The organism is Paraburkholderia sp., from assembly GCF_036488795.1.
In the GTDB taxonomy this organism is placed as follows: domain Bacteria; phylum Pseudomonadota; class Gammaproteobacteria; order Burkholderiales; family Burkholderiaceae; genus Paraburkholderia.
Window position 1 is genome coordinate 1 of sequence record NZ_DASXHA010000128.1, and the last position, 18,256, is coordinate 18,256.

17 protein-coding genes are annotated in these 18,256 nt (G+C 62.4%); 9 read left to right on the plus strand and 8 right to left on the minus strand.

The window, feature by feature from the left end; all coding sequences use genetic code 11:
* On the minus strand, nt 1–774 hold a 774-nt coding region (locus VGH41_RS18270), incomplete at its 3' end, for a citrate/2-methylcitrate synthase (protein ID WP_331598926.1).
* A 487-nt stretch (nt 775–1,261) separates the two neighbouring features.
* Here VGH41_RS18270 and VGH41_RS18275 point away from each other — a divergent pair.
* Nucleotides 1,262–1,663, plus strand: a complete 402-nt coding sequence (locus VGH41_RS18275) for a hypothetical protein (protein ID WP_331598927.1) — start codon at nt 1,262–1,264, stop codon at nt 1,661–1,663.
* A gap of 125 nt (nt 1,664–1,788) precedes the next feature.
* Here the strand turns inward: VGH41_RS18275 and VGH41_RS18280 are convergent, their stop codons facing one another.
* The 3 genes from VGH41_RS18280 to VGH41_RS18290 form a co-directional block, all read right to left on the minus strand.
* On the minus strand, nt 1,789–2,589 hold the full coding sequence (locus tag VGH41_RS18280; protein ID WP_331599017.1) for an alpha/beta hydrolase: 801 nt from the start codon (nt 2,587–2,589) through the stop codon (nt 1,789–1,791).
* Between the two features lie 228 nt (nt 2,590–2,817).
* Complete coding sequence (locus VGH41_RS18285) at nt 2,818–3,870, minus strand: rod shape-determining protein (RefSeq protein WP_331598928.1); 1,053 nt, start codon at nt 3,868–3,870, stop codon at nt 2,818–2,820.
* A gap of 204 nt (nt 3,871–4,074) precedes the next feature.
* Nucleotides 4,075–4,743: an alpha/beta hydrolase gene (locus VGH41_RS18290; protein WP_331598929.1), complete on the minus strand. Its 669-nt coding sequence runs from the start codon at nt 4,741–4,743 to the stop codon at nt 4,075–4,077.
* A 387-nt stretch (nt 4,744–5,130) separates the two neighbouring features.
* Here VGH41_RS18290 and VGH41_RS18295 point away from each other — a divergent pair, with 387 nt between their 5' ends.
* Nucleotides 5,131–6,708, plus strand: a complete 1,578-nt coding sequence (locus tag VGH41_RS18295; RefSeq protein WP_331598930.1) for a DHA2 family efflux MFS transporter permease subunit — start codon at nt 5,131–5,133, stop codon at nt 6,706–6,708.
* Nucleotides 6,709–6,792: 84 nt separating this feature from the next.
* Here the strand turns inward: VGH41_RS18295 and VGH41_RS18300 are convergent, their stop codons facing one another.
* Nucleotides 6,793–7,542 (minus strand): helix-turn-helix transcriptional regulator, encoded by a 750-nt coding sequence (locus tag VGH41_RS18300; RefSeq protein ID WP_331598931.1) that lies wholly within the window; start codon nt 7,540–7,542, stop codon nt 6,793–6,795.
* Nucleotides 7,543–7,683: 141 nt separating this feature from the next.
* Between VGH41_RS18300 and VGH41_RS18305 the strand changes: the two genes are divergently transcribed.
* The 5 genes from VGH41_RS18305 to VGH41_RS18330 all read left to right on the plus strand — a co-directional run bounded on the left by VGH41_RS18305 (nt 7,684) and on the right by VGH41_RS18330 (nt 12,664).
* Nucleotides 7,684–8,598, plus strand: a complete 915-nt coding sequence (locus VGH41_RS18305) for a glutaminase (RefSeq protein WP_331599018.1) — start codon at nt 7,684–7,686, stop codon at nt 8,596–8,598.
* A gap of 161 nt (nt 8,599–8,759) precedes the next feature.
* Nucleotides 8,760–9,782, plus strand: coding sequence for an LLM class flavin-dependent oxidoreductase (locus VGH41_RS18310; RefSeq protein WP_331598933.1), 1,023 nt, complete (start codon nt 8,760–8,762; stop codon nt 9,780–9,782).
* A 398-nt stretch (nt 9,783–10,180) separates the two neighbouring features.
* Nucleotides 10,181–11,104: a PadR family transcriptional regulator gene (locus VGH41_RS18320; RefSeq protein WP_414696680.1), complete on the plus strand. Its 924-nt coding sequence runs from the start codon at nt 10,181–10,183 to the stop codon at nt 11,102–11,104.
* Nucleotides 11,105–11,164: 60 nt separating this feature from the next.
* Nucleotides 11,165–11,980 carry a siderophore-interacting protein gene (locus VGH41_RS18325; protein ID WP_331598936.1) on the plus strand — a complete coding sequence of 272 codons (816 nt, stop codon included), beginning with the start codon at nt 11,165–11,167 and terminating at the stop codon, nt 11,978–11,980.
* Between the two features lie 249 nt (nt 11,981–12,229).
* Nucleotides 12,230–12,664, plus strand: a complete 435-nt coding sequence (locus tag VGH41_RS18330; RefSeq protein WP_331598937.1) for a hypothetical protein — start codon at nt 12,230–12,232, stop codon at nt 12,662–12,664.
* 200 nt (nt 12,665–12,864) lie between these two features.
* Here the strand turns inward: VGH41_RS18330 and tagF are convergent, their stop codons facing one another.
* Nucleotides 12,865–13,539 (minus strand): type VI secretion system-associated protein TagF, encoded by a 675-nt coding sequence (gene tagF, locus VGH41_RS18335; RefSeq protein WP_331598938.1) that lies wholly within the window; start codon nt 13,537–13,539, stop codon nt 12,865–12,867.
* A gap of 221 nt (nt 13,540–13,760) precedes the next feature.
* On the minus strand, nt 13,761–15,599 hold the full coding sequence (asnB, locus tag VGH41_RS18340) for an asparagine synthase (glutamine-hydrolyzing) (protein ID WP_331598939.1): 1,839 nt from the start codon (nt 15,597–15,599) through the stop codon (nt 13,761–13,763).
* A gap of 360 nt (nt 15,600–15,959) precedes the next feature.
* Between asnB and VGH41_RS18345 the strand changes: the two genes are divergently transcribed.
* Complete coding sequence (locus tag VGH41_RS18345; RefSeq protein WP_331598940.1) at nt 15,960–17,189, plus strand: acyl-CoA dehydrogenase family protein; 1,230 nt, start codon at nt 15,960–15,962, stop codon at nt 17,187–17,189.
* 78 nt (nt 17,190–17,267) lie between these two features.
* Here the strand turns inward: VGH41_RS18345 and VGH41_RS18350 are convergent, their stop codons facing one another.
* Nucleotides 17,268–17,534 carry a hypothetical protein gene (locus VGH41_RS18350; RefSeq protein ID WP_331598941.1) on the minus strand — a complete coding sequence of 89 codons (267 nt, stop codon included), beginning with the start codon at nt 17,532–17,534 and terminating at the stop codon, nt 17,268–17,270.
* A gap of 228 nt (nt 17,535–17,762) precedes the next feature.
* Between VGH41_RS18350 and VGH41_RS18355 the strand changes: the two genes are divergently transcribed.
* Nucleotides 17,763–18,170 carry an MAPEG family protein gene (locus VGH41_RS18355; protein ID WP_331598942.1) on the plus strand — a complete coding sequence of 136 codons (408 nt, stop codon included), beginning with the start codon at nt 17,763–17,765 and terminating at the stop codon, nt 18,168–18,170.
* Nucleotides 18,171–18,256 lie beyond the last annotated feature (86 nt).

The window sequence follows — 18,256 nt, forward strand, 5'->3', positions numbered from 1 at the left end:
GGCGATACACGCAAACGGATTCGCGCCCGACGAACCGGCCAGACGCACCGTCGAGGTCGACGCATTCTGTTCGTGGTCGGCGTGCAGGATCAGGATACGGTCGAGGGCGCGCACCAGCACGTCGTTGACCTTGTACTCTTCAGCCGGGTTCGCGAACATCATGCGCATGAAGTTCGCGCTGTACGACAGATCGTTCTTCGGATAAACGAACGGCTGTCCCACCGTGTACTTGTACGCCATTGCCACCAGCGTCGGCAGCTTGGCGATCATACGGATCGCCGAGACTTCGCGGTGCTCAGGGTTAGTGATGTCGAGCGAGTCGTGATAGAACGCCGACAGCGCGCCCACCGCCGCGACCAGGATGGCCATCGGGTGTGCGTCACGACGGAAGCCACGGAAGAAGAAATGCATCTGCTCGTGCACCATCGTGTGCTGCGTGACGGTCTTCACGAATTCTTCCTTCTGCTGCGCATTCGGCAGTTCGCCCTTGAGCAGCAGATAGCAGGACTCGAGGAAGTCGGCGTTCTGCGCGAGATTGTCGATCGGGTAGCCGCGGTACAGCAGCTCGCCCTTGTCGCCGTCAATGTAGGTAATGGCCGAGTTGCAGGCGGCCGTGGACATAAAGCCCGGGTCGTACGTGAACTTGCCGGTCTGGCCATAAAGCTTGCGAATGTCGATCACATCCGGGCCCAGCGTGCCCTTGTAGATCGGCAAATCAATCGTCTGGTCGCTGTCTGAAAACTTCAGCGTTGCGTGTGTCTTCGAGTCATTCATCTGCGCTTTCCTTTCACTATCACATCGCACACGTGCCGGACCACGAGTGCCTTTTAGAGGAGGGATTCAGTTGCGAGGCGCGGCTTCATTCTGCGCTCAGGCGCTTCCGTCCTGCCGTTACTCGACATGCTCCGGCTTCAGCTACGCATTTTACGGCCCAGACGTCCATTGATTGCGACGATTGGCCACAACAATCCATCTCGACCCAAGCAACATTCGTTGCAGACCGCGTTTGAATCGTCGCTTGATGCGTCAGATCTCATACCTTGATTGCCGCGTAAAACATCAACGCGCCGCCAGCCAAATGAAAGGCACCTGATTAATGCAACAATGTTTTGCTGTGGCCAGGCAGCAGAAAAGCGCGCCCTCTGAGATACTGCTTGCGTGTATTGCTTCCCCTGCAACACACATCGCTGTTTTGGCCCGCCGTTTAGCGGCGGGCTTTTTTATCCGGCTCATTGTCAGTACAGAAACACAGGACTACCAGATGAACGCCTCGCTTGAAACGCTGTTTCCGGATCACAACCACACCGAAGACAGCATCGTCACCGCGCTGAACCATCAGGACATTGTGGTGGCGTTGTCGGCGGCACTGAAGACGCAAAACGTCGCTGTGCTGCATATGCTCTATCCGCGCACGGACGCACGCACGCATCACAGTCTCGACGCGCTGGTCGCAAAGCTGCATAGCCATGGCCTGCATCGGGTGGCACGCCTGATCGCCGAAGAAGCGCACTATCTGATCTTCAAGGATCCCGTTAAGGCATGGCGCGCATTCCAGGAAATCCGTAACGACTCGCTCGCGATCGGCGTGCATTTGTACTATCACGGCCTCGTCGGTGAAGCAGCCGAACAGCAGCTCGACGCCGACGCGCATCGCAAGGGCTAAGCCCCAGGCCTTCGCGCAGCTTGAGCGCAGCCTGAACCCAGCCAGCGCGAACATTCACGCGCAAGCCAGGCACCAGGCGCGCCCTGAGCGCAACAGGCGCACCGCGCATCAGTGATGCAAACGCATCACGCCTGATTCGGGGTGGTCACACTGCGAATGAATTCGTCGATATAGCGATTAAACGCACCAGGGTGTGCGAGATTCATGCCGTGCGATGCCCCGCGCACCGTCTCGCGACGCGCGTCCGGCAACCACGATGCAAGCGCGGCGGCGGCTCGTTTGAACATGTCGGGGCTCTTCTCGCCGTCGATCAGCAAGACCGGGCAGCGGACGTCGGCCGCGTCCTCCTCCACATATGCGGGCAGCGGATCGCGGAACTGGCGGGCAAGCGTATGCGCGTTGTCGATCGCCATGGTGCGAAACGCGTGCGTGCTTTTCGCCCAGAAGCCCGGACGGCTCACCGAGTCGACGAACAGTTGCAGGCCTGCATCCACGTCACCCTCTTCGATCAGCTGGGCGGCACGGGCACGCAACGCGTTCACGGTTTCCGGCAGCCGCGCGGTCGCCGGACGACCGGCAATCTGCAGCGGGCCGCCCGGGTCGGCGAGCGTCAAGCTGCGCAGGAGCTGCGGATAGCGCCGCGCGAAATGAAACGCCACACAGCCGCCGCGCGAATGACCCACCACGTGGGCCGGCCCGGCACCAAAACGTTCGATGAATTCACCCACCTCGTCCGCATGACGGCTCCAGCTGAACGGCATGTCCGCGGGCGTGTCGGTCACCGGCCAGTAATGCGTGAGGCTCACGGCCACGCAGCGATAGGACTTCGCCAGCCCGGCGAGTTGCGGCTGCCAGTAACGGTAGTCGCACAACGAGCCGTGCACGAACAGCAACGGTTCGCCCTCGCCTTCGACCACGTAAGGCATGCGCAGGCCGCTCGCCAGTTCGAGATAAAGGGGGGAGGCAACGGAAGTCGGATGATTCACGGTCGATTCGGGGACACGCGGCACGCATCAGCAACGCGTACCGGTTTTCAAGGTTGCAGTGGAGCGAGTGGCGCCGTGCAACCGTTCGTGTTGCAGGCTCAGCGAATGAAGGCGCCATTGTCACACAGGTCGCGTGACAGCGCCGCGGCCCGCAGCCAGGCGCAGCGCCTATTCGAATACCAGTTCGTCCAGCAGGCCGGCTTCCGCGGCCGCGCCGGCGCCGCGCACCGCGCAGGTCAGCGGCTCGTCGGCAATCCGCACTTCGAGACCCAGTTCCGCGGTCAGACGACGGCTGAGATTGGCGAGCAACGCGCCGCCGCCGGTCAGGACGATGCCGCTGTCGGCGATGTCGGTCACCAGTTCGGCCGGGGCGTTTTCGAGCGCCGCCTTCACTGCGCCGATCACCTGGCGCAGCGGGCCGTCGATCGCATCGGCGATATCGTGATTGTTCAGCTCGACCGTGCGCGGCAAGCCGTCGTCGACGCTGCGGCCGGTGGCATTCATGCGTTCCATCGGCACGTCGCGCATCGCCGAGCCGATGGTCTTCTTGACGTGCTCGGCGGTCTGCTCGCCGAGTACGACACCGTACAGATTGCGCACATAGTTGACGATGGCGCAATCGAACTGGTCGCCGCCGACGCGCACCGAGCCGCTGTACACCACGCCGCCCAGTGCGATCACGCCCACCTCGGTGGTGCCGCCGCCGATATCGACAACCATCGAACCGGTTGCCGACGACACCGGCAGCCCCGCGCCCACTGCCGATGCCAACGATTCGCCGATCAGGCTGACTTTCCACGCCCCTGCTGCGACAGCCGCCTCCTTGATGGCGCGGCGCTCGACTTGGGTGGCCCCTGCCGGGACGCAAATGGTGAATGCGGCACGCCGGCCGAAGAGCTGGCGCGGGCGCGCCATATCGACGAACTGGCGGATCATCTGCTCCGCGGCGGAGAAATTGGCGATCACGCCATGCCGCATGGGCCGGATGGTCTCCAGATTATTGGGCGCGCGCCCGAGTAGCTGCTTGGCTTCGCTGCCCACTGCGGCAACCCTCTTCTGGCCGGCGGCGACGTGCTTCTGAAAGCAGACCACCGAGGGCTGGTTGAGTACGATGCCGCCGTCGTCGGTATAGATCAGGGTATTGGCCGTGCCGAGATCGACCGCCACGGTGTGACGGAACAGGCCCCTAAAGAGCGGATGGTGCGGCTTCGGTCTGGCCATAGAAAGGCTCTGTGTATGTCGTTATCGCCCCGTTGGGCGTTGCGTTGATTCCCCCGACCGCCCGGATCGGATGTCGCGCCCTGGCGGGTGCCACATCGGGATCAGGCGGCGCGCGTGATTTTCACGCTAATGAACCATTAACGGCAAGCAGAGCAGATTCTTTAGGTCGACTTCATCTATTCCGTTCCTGTCATTCCGTTCTTGTCACGGACGCGGCGGCGAGAACGCGCGCACCAGGGCGTCGCGTCCCAGCACCATGCCGTCGCCGGAAATCGTATGACCAACGCCAGGCAGTGCAAATGCCCCGACCGCATAGCCCGCGTCGCTGAATGCATGGGCCGCGCGCTCGAGTTCGTGAACCGGAACCACCGTATCCTCAACGCCGTGCACGAGCGTCAAGGGTGTGCGCGTATGCGCCGTGATGGCCGATGCGAGGCGCCCTGAATAAGCCACCACGGCGGCGAGCGCGTCGTCGCTCGTCGCCACGTGATGCAGCGACATGATCGAGCCTTGAGAAAAACCGACGAGCGAAAGCTTATCGAAAGAAAGCTGCCACCATGCCAGCTCGCTTTCGATCATGCGACGCAGCGCCGGGTAGGCGTGTTCGACGCGTTCCTCGCGATTGCTCTCGTTGATGTCGCTCAGGCTGAACCATTGACGGCCGCCGAAGCCGCCGTCGAAGCGCTCGCTGCCATCCAGCGACGTGAAGGCTACGCCGGGCAACGTCTGGCTCCACGCGTCGGCAAGCGGCAAGAGGTCCTGCGCGTTGCTGCCCACCCCATGCAGCAACACGACCAGTGCGGTGGCCGGCGCAGCAACGGGTGCCTGCAGCGGCGCGAGACGCCAGCCATGTTCGAATTGTTCCCAGGCCATAGAGATTCCTTCCTTCTGTTCCCGTATCTGGTTCGATATCCGCTTTGACGGCGCGCGGACATGACGGCGCGGCGGCGTGCGGTTCACAGCCGCGAGGATACGCTTGCAGCTGATTTTTTGCCGCTGCTGAATGCAGGGATATTGGGCACGCCGGGCACGCCGCCGCACGATTGCAGGTATCCTTTTGCCTTTCCTTCGACTACTGCCCTACGCCCACTGCGCATGCGTCAAGTGCCTGCCGTGTGCGGGTCGCAGCGGCACAGCGCGAGGCGTACAGTGCGGCCTTCGTCAATCATCGCGGCTTCCTGATCCAGCTCCCCGGCCTTCAATGATTCGACCTGTCTCGCCTCACGCATCGTCATTCAAGTTTTCGCTCCGGAGAATCGATTGAGCCAGTCTGCTCCTGCGCCAGCCTCGTCCCCACGGCCGCCTCCACCGCCGCTGCAGGGCGGCCAACTCGTTCTGGCGACCATCGCCGTCGCGCTCGCCACCTTCATGAACGTGCTCGACACGTCGATCGCCAACGTCGCGATTCCGACCATCTCGGGCAACCTGGGCGTGTCGGTCGACGAAGGCACCTGGGTCATCACCGTGTTCGCCGCGGCCAACGCGGTATCGATTCCGCTGACCGGCTGGCTCACGCAGCGCATCGGCCAGGTGAAGCTGTTCGTGGGCGCCATCCTGATGTTCGTGCTGTCGTCGTGGCTGTGCGGCATCGCGCCCACCTTGCCGATCCTGCTGGTCGCGCGGGTCCTGCAAGGCGCCGTGGCCGGGCCGCTGATCCCGCTCTCGCAGGCCATTTTGCTCGGTTCGTATCCGAAGGAGAAATCGTCCACCGCGCTCGCGTTATGGGCAATGACCGCCACCGTCGGCCCGATTGCCGGACCTGCGCTCGGCGGCTGGATCACGGACAGCTATAGCTGGTCGTGGATCTTCTACATCAACATTCCGGTGGGCATTTTCGCGGCGGGCGTCACGTGGATGATCTATCGCACCCGCGAAACGCCGACGCGCAAGCCCCCTATCGACATCGTAGGACTCGCGTTGCTGATTACGTGGGTGGCGTCGCTGCAGGTGATGCTCGACAAGGGCAAGGACCTCGACTGGTTTGCCTCGCCGGTGATCGTGATCCTGGGCATCACCGCGGTGATCAGCTTCGCGTTCTTCCTCGTGTGGGAGCTGACCGAACAGAATCCGATCGTCGATCTGCGGCTCTTCGCGCAACGCAATTTTCTGGGCGGCACGATTGCGATTTCGGTCGCGTACGGCGTGTTCTTCGGCAACCTGGTGCTGTTGCCGCAGTGGATGCAGGAGTACCTGAACTACCGTTCGGTCGACGCCGGCCTCGTCACCGCGCCGCTCGGCGTGTTCGCGGTGATCCTCGCACCGGTGATGGGCCGCGTCCTGCCGCGCTCGGACGCGCGCATCATCGCGACGCTCGCCTTTATCGGCTTTGCGATTGTGTTCTATATGCGCTCGAGATATGTGATCGAGATCGACACCTGGCATCTGGTGATACCCACGCTGCTGCAGGGCATTCCGATGGCCATGTTCTTTGTGCCGCTCACGGCGATCATCCTGTCCGGCCAGCCGCCGCAAAAGATTCCGGCGGCGGCCGGTCTGTCGAACTTCGCGCGGGTGTTTTGCGGCGCGGTGGGCACGTCGATCGCCGGCAACGAGTGGAATAACCGCACGGTGCTGCATCATGAGCGGCTGACGGAACAAGCCAGCATCAATAATCCGCTCTTCAACCAGCAGATGACTTCGACCCAGTCGCTGCTGCATATGGACACGCAATCGGCGCATGCGCTGTTCGATTTCACGGTGAATACGCAAGCTGCGATGATGGGCCTGAACGACATCTTCTTCATCTCGGCCATCATCTTCATCCTGATCATTCCGCTGATCTGGATTACGCGTCCTTCGAAGGGCGGCGGTGGCGCGGATGCGGCTGGCGCCCATTGAACGGTTCGCCCCCGGGTTCTGGCTGCCGTTGTCCGGCAGCCAGTGCAGGCAGCGCGCGTAGCGCGCATGACGCATCTAGCGCATCTAGCGAAAATAACGCGCGGGCGTTTCGCCGAACGCGTCTTTGAAAACAGCGATAAACGACGACACGTCGTTATAGCCCACTTCGAGTGCCACCTGTGTCACGCTCGCGCCGCCGGCAAGACGTTCGAGCGCGGCTAGCAGCCTGAGTTGCTGGCGCCACTGACCGAAAGTCAGGCCGGTTTCCCTCACGAAAAGTCGTGCCGCTGTGCGCCCGGTGACGCCTGCGGCCTGCGCCAGCTCGTCCAGAATGCCCGCTTCGGCGGGGTTCGCGCTCAACGTCCCGGCAATCTGCTGGACACGCGGATCGCGCGGGTATTTCAGTCCCAATGGCGCGGCGGCCAGCTCCGGCAGCCGGTCGAGCAGAACCCGCACCAGCCGTGCCTCGCGGCCGTCGGGCGGGTAGTGCCCGGCAAGCCCCGCAGCCGCAACCAGCAGTTCTTCGGCGAGACGGTCGAACACGACCACGCCACACTGTCCGGGTGCTTGCAGGGCTTGCGGTTCGGCATACAGCGTGTGCAGGCGCAGCGGTACGGCCGAACACAGCCGGTGCAACACGCCCGGCAGTACCCACATGGCGTGTTGCGGCGGCACGACCCAGCGGCCCGACTCCGTGTGCACGGTCAGCACGCCATCGCTTGCGTGGATCAGCCGGATGCGCCGGCGGGTATGCCAGGCTTCGTCCAGCATGTCATGCCGCTGGGCCAGCACGACGACGTCTTGCTCGACCGTGTCCGGATCGACGGCTTCCATTGTTTTGTCCGTTTTGGCCTGTCTGGTATCAAACCGCAGCGAGACTAGCATAGACAATTCGACGGCACATGTCAGCGCGGTCCATCCGCCATTTGTCGGCGCTTGCCAGTAAAATCGCCGCTTCCACGCTCGTCCATGCTTATGAACTACTCAGGCATCCTCGAACAGATTCACCGCGATGTGCAGCCGTACCTCGGCAGCGGCCGCGTCGCCGACTACATTCCCGAACTCGCGAAAATTCCCGCCAGCAGCTTCGGCATGGCCCTCGTCACGACCGCCGGCGAAGTCTTCCGGATTGGCGAAGCCGATACGCGCTTCTCGATCCAGAGCATTTCGAAGCTGTTCGCCTGCACGATGGCGTTCCGGCTGCTCGGCGACGACTTATGGAAACGCGTGGGCCGCGAGCCATCGGGCACGCCGTTCAATTCGCTGGTGCAACTGGAAGCCGAACAGGGCAAGCCGCGCAATCCGTTTATCAACGCCGGTGCGCTCGTCGTGACCGACGTGCTGTGCCGCCGCTTCGTGCAGGCGGAGACGGCGCTCGTGGACTTCATGCGGCGGCTGACCGGCGAGGCGTCGATCGACTACGACTCGCGCGTCGCGCAGTCCGAGTTGCAACATGCGCACCGCAATCAGGCGATGGCGCATTTCATGGCGAGCTTCGGCAATATGGAAATGCCCGTCCATGCGGTGGTCGACGCGTATTGCCGGCAATGCGCGATTTCGATGAGTTGCGTCGAACTGGCGCAGGCGGCGCTGTTTCTTGCCAACGGCGGTGTGGCGCCGGTATCGGGCGAGCGCATCCTCGACGTGAGCTCGACCAAACGCCTGTCGGCTCTGATGCTCACCTGCGGCACTTACGACGCCGCCGGCGACTTCGTGTTTCGCGTCGGCCTGCCCGCGAAAAGCGGCGTGGGCGGCGGCATCGTCGCGGTGCTGCCGGGCGAAATGGCCGTCTGTGTGTGGTCGCCGGGGCTCGACCCGAACGGAAATTCGCTGGCGGGCGCCCGTGCCTTGGAACAATTGACTACGCTTAGCGGACGGTCGATCTTCTGACAGCACCCGCGCTGCGAGACCGCAGCCTCGCGACGCCTGGATGCGAAGAGTGTGACGTCTGTGATGTTTGTGATGTTTGTGGCGCTTTCAGTCTGAGCACCATCGGCCGGATCATAATCACCCTGCTACCCTGTGTATTCGCTCCCTCGTCCGATGTTTCTATGAAAAAGATTGGCTTTCTCTCGTTTGGCCACTGGACCAATTCCGCGAATTCGCGGACACGGTCGGCGGCTGATGTGCTTCTGCAATCCATCGAACTGGCGGTCGCCGCCGAAGAACTCGGCGCGGATGGAGCCTTTTTCCGGGTCCATCACTTCGCGCAGCAGTTGGCATCCCCTTTTCCACTACTCGCAGCGGTCGGCGCAAAAACGAACCGGATCGAAATCGGCACGGCCGTCATCGACATGCGCTACGAGAATCCGCTGTACATGGCCGAAGATGCAGGCGCAGCCGATCTGATTGCCGGCGGACGCCTGCAACTCGGCATCAGCCGAGGCTCCGGCGAGCAGGTGATGGACGGATGGCGCCATTTCGGCTACGCGCCCGTTGAGGGCGAGACTCACGCCGACCTGGCGCGCCGCCATACCGAAGTTTTTTATGAAGTGCTGCGAGGCAGAGGTTTTGCACAGCCGAATGCAACACCCATGTTTCCCAACCCGCCTGGGCTTCTGCGGATCGAACCGCATTCCGCGGGACTTCGCGAGCGCATCTGGTGGGGCTCCGGCTCCGACGCGACAGCAGTGTGGGCCGCGCAGATGGGCATGAACCTGCAGACCTCGACATTGAAGAACGACGAAACGGGGCGCCCGCTTCATATCCAGCAAGCCGAACAGATCCGCGCCTACCGCGACGCCTGGAAAGAGGCTGGCCATACGCGAGAGCCGCGCGTGTCGGTCAGCCGCAGTATCTTCGCGCTCGTGAACGAGCAGGACCGCATGTATTTTGGCCGCAACGCGCAGAGCAACGACACGGTCGGCTTTCTGGATGACGATGTTCGAAAGGTCTTCGGCCGAAACTACGCCGCAGAACCTGACGTCCTCATCGCTGAACTGGCCAGGGACGAGGCGATCGCCGCGGCCGATACCTTGCTGCTCACCGTGCCCAACCAGTTGGGCGTCGCCTATTGCGCGCACCTTATCGAATCGATTCTTACGCATGTCGCACCCGGCCTCGGCTGGCGCTAAGACCGGGTACCTTCGGGAAGCAGGTGGTGACTCGCATAGCCGCACTGCTTGCCGAGATGACGAACGGTTGACGACGCACATCGGGTGGTCGATTTTCTGAGCGGCCTCAAGCGGGCTGAAGCGTGCGCCTGCGCTAGCGCCTCCCGCCTCAAATAAAACCGGGCGCGAACAGCCCTCAAACCGTCCGCGCCCCCCCTCCGCCGCCTTCTTATTCCGGTGTTCCGCCCGTCTGGCCCCTCCGGTCAGCACCCTCGCATACCCCTTTTTGCCGGCGACGCGCTCTTTGGAGCGCCCGGCTTCGAACTCACCCCGTCCCATCGTTCCCCGAATTTTCCCTTTGACAGACTATCTTTAGATATATATCTTACGACACATCTTAAGACATAATGGAGTACCCGATGCGTCACTCACGTCACACACACGATGCCCAACATCATGGCCGCCGCCATGAGCGCCACGGCTTTGCCTCTACGGACCTTTTTTCGCTGCATGCCCTTTGGCACGCCTTTGGCCGCCATCATCATCACGCCGAAGGCCGCTCGCGCGGCCATGACGGACATGGCCGCGGCGAACGGGGACAAAGCGACTTTCAGCGCGGTCTTGACGGGATGGACGGCGCCGCGCGCGGCTTCGCCCATCTGGACCGCTTCTCGCTCCATGCGCTCTGGCATGCGATTGGCCGCCATCATCATCATCGCGGCGGTCCCGGCGGCGGACGCTTCCAGGGCGGACCCGGCGGCTTCGGCGGTGGGGACGGCGAGGGTTTTCCGCGCGGCCGCAAATTCACCTCGGACGATCTGCAATTGCTGCTGCTGGCCCTGCTGGACGCCCAGCCGAGCCATGGCTACGAACTGATCAAGGCGCTCGAAACGCGCTCGAACGGCTTCTATAGTCCGAGCCCCGGCATGGTGTACCCCGCGCTGACCTACCTCGAAGAACTGGGTTACGTGACGGTGCAACTCGAAGGCAACCGCAAGCGCTACAACCTGGCCGAGGCGGGCCGCGAGTATCTGACCGAAAACCGCGAACGCGTCGAACTGATGCTCGCCAAACTGACCCACATCGCCCGCAAGATGGATTCCGTGCGCCGTGCGTTTGCTGGAGAAGAGCCCCTCGATCCGGCCGAAGGCGGCTGGCTGCCCGAACTGATCGAAGCACGGCGCGGGCTCAAGCATGCGCTGCTGCGGCGTGACAACGCGCCGGCGGCCGAACAGCGCCGGATTGCCGCGATCCTTGCACGCGCCACGGCGGAAATCGAAGGCACAAACGAACGCACCAACGCAGGTACGACCGAAGGCAAAAGCGGCGCCGACGAGCTCTGAGATTTCCCGCTGCAACGTCGTCGCCTCGCGCCGTCACCCAACATACTGGAGAGAACACACATGCAAGACAGGTCCGATCTCGCGGTCAGCCGCGTACGCCATCCTCTGAAATTCCGCTTGCTGCAAGTCAAGCGTGTTCAACCGCTCACGCCGCATCTGATTCGCGTCACCTTCACCGGCGACGATCTTGACGACTTCGTCTCAGCGTCGTTCGACGATCACATGAAGGTGTTTTTCCCTGAGCCGGGTGCCGATAAACCCGCTCTGCCGAGCGCCGGCCCGAACGGTCCGGTGTTCGCCGAGGGCCAGTCGAGGCCGGTCGCACGCGATTTCACGCCGCGCCGCTACGATCGCGAGGCGCGCGAACTGGATATCGAGTTCGCGATGCACGAAGCCGGTCCGGCTGCCACGTGGGCGGCACAGGCCTCGGTCGGACAATATCTCGGGATCGGCGGCCCGCGCGGTTCGCTGGTGATCCCCACCGGTTTCGACTGGCATCTGCTGATCGGCGACGAGACCGCGTTGCCGGCCATCGCCCGCCGCCTGCAGGAATTGCCCAAGGGCACGCGCGTGGCAACCGTGCTGGAAGTGGCCGATCCGTCGGCGCGCATCGAATTCGATACTGAGGCCGACGTGCACACCGTGTGGCGCTATCGCAGTGAATCGCCCTACCGCGGCGACGCGCTGCTGCAAGCAGTCCGCGACACCTATCTACCCGAGGGAGAAGGTTACGTGTGGGCCGCAGGCGAAGCAGCGACGATGCGCGCGGTGCGATACCACCTGTGCACCGAACGCGGCGTCGACAAGTCGCGCATTCGTGCCGCCGCCTACTGGAAACAGGGCGCCGAAGCGGTCCACGAAAACCTCGACGACTAAGCGAACCTTCATCCCGTTCACGTGCAGACGCAGCGTGGGGTCGGCTACGGGAAAATCAACGCAGCAAGCCTGGAATAGGATCGACGTGCCAACTGTTTAGGTAGATGCATTCGAAACGCGTGGTCGGTGACTCGCACCTCAGGAAATTCGGGTGGTTTCGAGTCGAAGCGAAGATGAAGCAAGCGCATCGCGACCGTCTGGCCATGGCCTGCCTAACCGATAGATTGGGTTCCTTCATTTCAGAACGATATGCTTCGACTATCCAAGCTTCCCGACTTCCTGCCGAAAACCACCCTTGCGGATACCGCGCCGACTCGCGCGGGCTGCTGTATCGTCGCAGCAACGATTGTTTGGGCGTTCGTTGAGCTTCCGTTCGAACTGCTTGCTGCCCAGAACTCGACCGCTGCTGCGTTGCTTCTGATCGAGACGCTCCTGTCCGCACTGGTTGCGTTGCTGACGCTGCACGGCGTAGCGTGGGCACGCTTCGTATTCGCCATCTTCTGCGGCATGAGCATTGCGGTCATCGTCTCGAGCTTCGCATCGGACATGACGTTTTATCCGGTCTGGTTCGCGCTATCGTTGATCGAATTGATCACGAAGCTCGGGGCACTCGTTGTGGTTTGCCGCGGCGACGCGACCAGAACGTCCGGAATGAAGGCCGCCCATGACGTGTTGCCAGAATGACAGCCTCGACCGGACAACCCACGCGCCGGCGGAGCGACCATCGCGCGCGAGGGAATCGTTCTCGATGCGTCAAGACGGGCGCCGCTCGCGGCGCATACATCACAGGTCAGCACCCTGGGGCGAGTTCCGGTTGCTCACCGCGGGGTTGCTCACCGCTGCCACTTCTACGGCCACTGCTACGGCTCCGCACCGATAGCGGACTACCCGACCTGCGTGTCCGCCGACAGCGGAGCGAGGAGGCTGGCGTAGCTGTTCGGCAGGCCCCATGTCGCGAGCATGCGTGACGCGCCACGCGTCCACCACAGACACCGTGTGCCGCCCTGCATGGCGGACTGCCGCCACAGGTCGGCGAGCAGCATGACCATCGCGCCGCCATGCGGCAGCGACGTCCGCCCCTCTTCACCTTCGCCGTCGGGCACTCCCAACACCGCGGCTACGTCCGTCGTGCCGCTCCGCAGACGCGGTAACGATGCCACCTGGGCGGCAAAGGACTCGACGCTGACCGTGTCGTGACGGGCGGCGAGATAGACCCGTTCAAGTGAATCGAACCACGCGGCATCGCGAAGAATGTTGCCGATCTCGCCCACGCAAGGTGCGGCCAGCACCATTGGGAAGCCCCGGCCAAGACAGTCGACGGACGGGCCGGTCAGGCCGCACCAGGCGCTGCTGCCGCAGACCCCCGGCGACAGGACGAAGCGCCATGCCTCGCCGCGCTCCCAGGCTGCGCACCATTGCTCGCCCAGCTCGTGGCGCGCCGTTTCGACGGCGCGCTGAAAATGACGGTCCCAGGCCGCCACGAAGGCGGAGCAAAGGTGTTGCTGGACGAAGCCGCCCGCATCCGGCAGCTTGCCGTAAAAGCCGATTGATTCGCTCATTGCGCGCACCTGAGTTGCCGCACTTTTATTGTGGAAGGTAGGCCTCGGGCTAGCCGGTCGAGCCGGCAGCTTCAGCTCGTGGGCGCCGGAACTGGACAACGAAATTACGCTATCCATAACACCCACCAGACGTGTTTATTCCTTCCATCCGCTCTAACCTGATGAACCAGACGACTCTGTGTGGTTATATTTCAGGAATATGGCAAAGGAACTCGTGCCGCTCACACCGACAACGCCACGTCATACTCCTTTAGCCAGTTGCCGACTGCGAGCGCGTGATCGATTTCGCTGCGCTCCCAGCCGATACTGGTCACTCCCAGCGGCTTGTCGATCAGGCGACGCAGCGCCGCGTCGTCAAATACCTTCCTGAGCGGCTCTGAAGGCGTCGAGATGAAGTCCTGCATATACAGCCGCAAGGCGCGCTCGTACGCGGGGTCCTGCGTCGCCGGATACGGGCTCTTCACGCGCTGCAGGATCTGCCTCGGCACGATGCCTTCAGCGGCCGCCCGCAGCAGACTCTTCTCGCGCCCGTCGAACGTCTTCATGCTCCATGGCGTGTTGAAGACATACTGGACCAGTTCGTGATCGCAGAACGGCACCCGCACTTCGAGCCCCACCGCCATACTCATACGATCCTTGCGGTCCAGCAAGATCGGCAGAAAATTGGTCAGGTTGACGAAACAGATTTCCCGCATGCGTTTCTCGTGCCCGCTCTGTCCAGGCAGAGCCGGTACGGCGTTGATCGCCTGGCTATAGGAATCGGCCACGTATTCGGCGAGGTTGAGCTCGTTCGCGACAGACGGCGACAACACGGAAAACAGGCCCGGGAAGGCAGGCATCCATGGGAAAGTTGCCGCGTTGACCGTCTCAGGGGAGTGGAACCAGCGGTAGCCGCCAAATACCTCGTCCGCGGCTTCGCCGGACAGCGCAACCGTCGAGGTCTTGCGTACCTCGGCGAACAGCAGGTAGAGAGACGGATACATGTCGCCTCCTGCGGACCAGCCGCGGTCCAGCGCGTTCATGACCGTGCGGCGCACGGTGTTGCTTGCGAGTTGTGCGTTGTCGAGGACCACTTCGGTATGATGCGTCTGCACCTGCTTCACGAACTCGCGGACGAATGGCGTATCCGACGTGGCGCGTTGTTCGTCCGGGACAAACGCGACACCGTGATCGGTGAAATCCACTGAATACGAACGCACGGCTTCACCATTGCGTTCGCGCAGCACACGGTCGGCCATTGCGGTCACGAACGACGAATCCAGGCCACCCGACAGCAGACTGCACAGCGGAACATCAGCGACCGTCTGCTGCCGGATGATCCGTTCGACATGTTCGCGCACGGTTTTGACGGTTTTGTCGAGCGAGTCTTCGTGCTCGCGCGCTTCCAGTTTCCAGTAGCAGCGCGACGACAGGCCGTCACGTGAGACGCGTACGACGTGTCCCGGTTTGACTTCGTACATGCCCTCGTAGATTGCCCGGCCCGCGATGGCGATATTGGTCAGCGCGAGGCGCAGGCCATCGAGCCCGACTCGCGCCGACACGTCGGGATGCGCAAGAATGGCTTTCGGTTCAGAACCGAACAGGACGCCGTGCCCGAACGGCTGGTAGAAAAGCGGCTTGACGCCCATGCGGTCGCGAACCAGCAGAAGTTCCTGCTTGCGAGTATCCCAGATGGCAAACGCGTAGATGCCGACCAGCCGGTCGACGAAGTCTTCGCCCCACTCCAGATAGCTGAGCAACACGACTTCCGTATCGCTCTTCGTTTCAAAACAGTGACCCCGTCTGACCAGGTCCTCACGGAGTTCGACGAAGTTATACACTTCGCCGCTGTAGGTCAGGCAAGCGAGGGGCTTGCCTTGCGATGTCGCTTGCATCGGCTGTGCACCGCCTTTCAGATCGATCACCGAGAGGCGGCGATGGCCGAGCGCTGCATGGCGATCGATCCAGACACCCTGCGCATCGGGGCCGCGCAATGCCATCGTTTCGGTCATCGCATCAATGATGGACTTCCGATCGTTGAGATTGCGCTCGTAATCTACCCAACCTGTAATTCCACACATATCGCGTTTCCTCGTCTGTCGTAAAGAAGCACTGCCCGCAGCATCCGTTGGATTGGCGGAATACGAGCCGTCCGTGCGATGGCACGGGTCACTGGGTCACTCGGTCACTATTCGAAAACAGTTCGCAGCAGCGAGATATTCCAGCCCCTTCGAGGACGATCGGTGTAGCGGTGTCTGCCGCACACGCTCGCGCCTTGCATGCGGAGAGACCGGTTCAGAGTCCAGGGAATAAACCGGTTCCCAGGCTGTTTACCGCATAGGGACTTTTCATCCCAGAGCGCTTCACTGCCGCGCATTCGCGTTTTCGAAATGGCGACGTTTGGAGCTGCACGGTTCACCACCCTGCTTCCAGGACTACTCATGCACATTTTCAGAGACGAGACGTCGCCTTCCATCGAGGTCGACGTCGTAGCGGCCGCGGCATCGCTCGCACCCGCCTTGCGTTCGCGTGCGGCCGAAACCGACAGGCTCGCGAAGCTGCCGGACGCCACTATCAAGGAGCTCGAAAGTGCGCGTCTTTTCGACATGATGGTGCCGAAGATTTACGGCGGACTGCAATGCTCGATCAGGACAATGATGGACGCGGTAGTGCAGCTTGGGCAGGGTGACGGGTCGGTCGCGTGGGTGGTCGCCTTGCGTGCAGCCGCCACATGGATGCTGATGTCGTCCTATCCGCAGCATGTTGTCGACGAGGTCCAGGCAACCAGCGGGAAGTTCCGGATCGCAAGCGTGCTGGGCCCGCGCAGCGTGGTGAAGACGCGTCGGGTGGAGGGTGGCGTCGTGATCGAAGACGGGACGTGGGCTTTCAACAGCGGTGTGTCGCATGCGGAGTGGGATATTCTTTGCATTCCTATCCTTGACGACGCGGGTCGGATTACCGGTCGCGGTTGCGCGCTGATTCCCATCTCGCAGATAACATTGCTAAACGACTGGGACACGATCGGCCTGAGGGGCAGCGGGAGTACCAGTGTCACCGTGAAAAACGTGTTCGTCCCGAACCCGCGGATTGCGGTGTTGCGCAACCCCCTGAGCGACGATCATGCCGGTACTCATACTGGTGAGGTGCCGTTATACCGTACGCCATTTCTTCCGTTCTTCGCCACCAACCTCGTGTTGCCAGCCCTGGGCATGTCAATGGCCATGCTCGATCTGTTTGCCGAAGGAACCGCGAGGCGAGGCATCGCGTTCACGGCGTATGACAAGCAGGATGAAGCGGCCGTCACGCATGTGCAAATCGCGACAGTGTCGGCCAGGATCGATGCCGCGCAAGCCATACTCCGCCGCTCGGTCGACGCGCTCGAAGCAATCGCCGCCGGCGCCGCGCCGATGTCGCTCGAACAACGCATACGCATCTGGCGCGATGCGGGATTCGCGAGCGAACTGATCTGGGAAGCCGTGGATCTGATGGCGGGAGCCTCGGGCGGCGCGATCGCCAACGCCGGCAGCCCGCTAAGCCGCTTATGGCGCGATGTGCGGGTGGCAGGGCTTCACGGCGCCATTTGCACTACGACTACCATGGAGGTGTTCGGCAGGGTCATGCTCGGCAAGACGCCGAACACGCCGCCTGGCTGGTCAACGGCCGACCAATAGCCGAACCGCGACGCAAACAGGCGTGGAAAGGCCACGCCATGACGTACGGGCAGCCCGGCATGACGTATGACGGGTCCGTTACAGGTCCAGCTCGACGGAGATCGACATCACGTCTTCGATTGCAACGCGCTCGTCCTGCGTCAAGGCATCAGGATGAAACGCCTGCAGTTCCCGCAAGACGCTCACCAACCGCCCTACGCCAGACTGATCCATGATCAGGACGGGCCACGCATGCATGAGATACGCGAGGGGGACGATACTTCTTCGTTCGCACCAGCTATCAAACAGAAAGAGGCACAATCGGCTCACTTCGTACTCCTTTCCTGTCAGGAGATTTTCTGTCATTTGCGTTACTCCATTCGGACTTTTAGCGCGGTGTCCAGCAGACCCGTCAGCCCCGTCAGGCCGGTATCGAAACCCCATCAAGCGCGAAAATGCGAGTCTCATGTCACAAATGAGTCTATTAATGTCATTAGCAACACTAGCTCGTGACAGATGCGACGGCTAGACTGAGAAGCGATGCAGCCGTGATGATGCATTGGCCGAACAATCGATCCGCTGGAGCACGACGCAATGAAACTCATCCCCGAACTCTATTTCCTCACACTCGTGGCCGTGGCCACGATCCTGATGTGGGTTCCATACACACTCGCCAGAATCATGACGCGCGGATTGATGGGGGCGCTGAGCAACCCCGATCCTTCGCTTCCGCCGGACCCCGCCTGGGCCGAACGGGCACGGCGCGCCCATGCCAATGCAATCGAGAACCTGGCTGTCTTCGCGCCTCTTGTGCTCATCGCAGCGATAATCGGCGTGAGCACACCGGCGACCGTCTTTGCGGCAAAACTTTATTTCATTGCACGACTGGTCCACTACGTCGTCTACGCCGCCGGCATTCCAGTCGTCCGCACGCTCGCCTTCGTTGTGGGCGCTGCGGCGACGCTGGTATTTGCGGCAGCAATCCTCGGTAACGTCACCTGACTGCGCATGTTCTAGCCTGGCGTGGTTCGGGCAGCTCAAGGTCCGTTCGGACCTCGCCCGACGGCACTTGCGTGCTGAGGCCCGGA

What these genes read in the sequence shown, in the direction of transcription:
- VGH41_RS18275 (WP_331598927.1), top strand. Translation starts at nt 1,262, where the DNA reads ATGAACGCCTCGCTTGAAACGCTGTTTCCGGATCACAACCACACCGAA.
- VGH41_RS18280 (WP_331599017.1), bottom strand. Translation starts at nt 2,589, where the DNA reads ATGCCTTACGTGGTCGAAGGCGAGGGCGAACCGTTGCTGTTCGTGCAC.
- VGH41_RS18285 (WP_331598928.1), bottom strand. Translation starts at nt 3,870, where the DNA reads ATGGCCAGACCGAAGCCGCACCATCCGCTCTTTAGGGGCCTGTTCCGT.
- VGH41_RS18290 (WP_331598929.1), bottom strand. Translation starts at nt 4,743, where the DNA reads ATGGCCTGGGAACAATTCGAACATGGCTGGCGTCTCGCGCCGCTGCAG.
- VGH41_RS18300 (WP_331598931.1), bottom strand. Translation starts at nt 7,542, where the DNA reads ATGGAAGCCGTCGATCCGGACACGGTCGAGCAAGACGTCGTCGTGCTG.
- VGH41_RS18305 (WP_331599018.1), top strand. Translation starts at nt 7,684, where the DNA reads ATGAACTACTCAGGCATCCTCGAACAGATTCACCGCGATGTGCAGCCG.
- VGH41_RS18310 (WP_331598933.1), top strand. Translation starts at nt 8,760, where the DNA reads ATGAAAAAGATTGGCTTTCTCTCGTTTGGCCACTGGACCAATTCCGCG.
- VGH41_RS18320 (WP_414696680.1), top strand. Translation starts at nt 10,181, where the DNA reads ATGCGTCACTCACGTCACACACACGATGCCCAACATCATGGCCGCCGC.
- VGH41_RS18325 (WP_331598936.1), top strand. Translation starts at nt 11,165, where the DNA reads ATGCAAGACAGGTCCGATCTCGCGGTCAGCCGCGTACGCCATCCTCTG.
- VGH41_RS18330 (WP_331598937.1), top strand. Translation starts at nt 12,230, where the DNA reads ATGCTTCGACTATCCAAGCTTCCCGACTTCCTGCCGAAAACCACCCTT.
- tagF (WP_331598938.1), bottom strand. Translation starts at nt 13,539, where the DNA reads ATGAGCGAATCAATCGGCTTTTACGGCAAGCTGCCGGATGCGGGCGGC.
- asnB (WP_331598939.1), bottom strand. Translation starts at nt 15,599, where the DNA reads ATGTGTGGAATTACAGGTTGGGTAGATTACGAGCGCAATCTCAACGAT.
- VGH41_RS18345 (WP_331598940.1), top strand. Translation starts at nt 15,960, where the DNA reads ATGCACATTTTCAGAGACGAGACGTCGCCTTCCATCGAGGTCGACGTC.
- VGH41_RS18350 (WP_331598941.1), bottom strand. Translation starts at nt 17,534, where the DNA reads ATGACAGAAAATCTCCTGACAGGAAAGGAGTACGAAGTGAGCCGATTG.
- VGH41_RS18355 (WP_331598942.1), top strand. Translation starts at nt 17,763, where the DNA reads ATGAAACTCATCCCCGAACTCTATTTCCTCACACTCGTGGCCGTGGCC.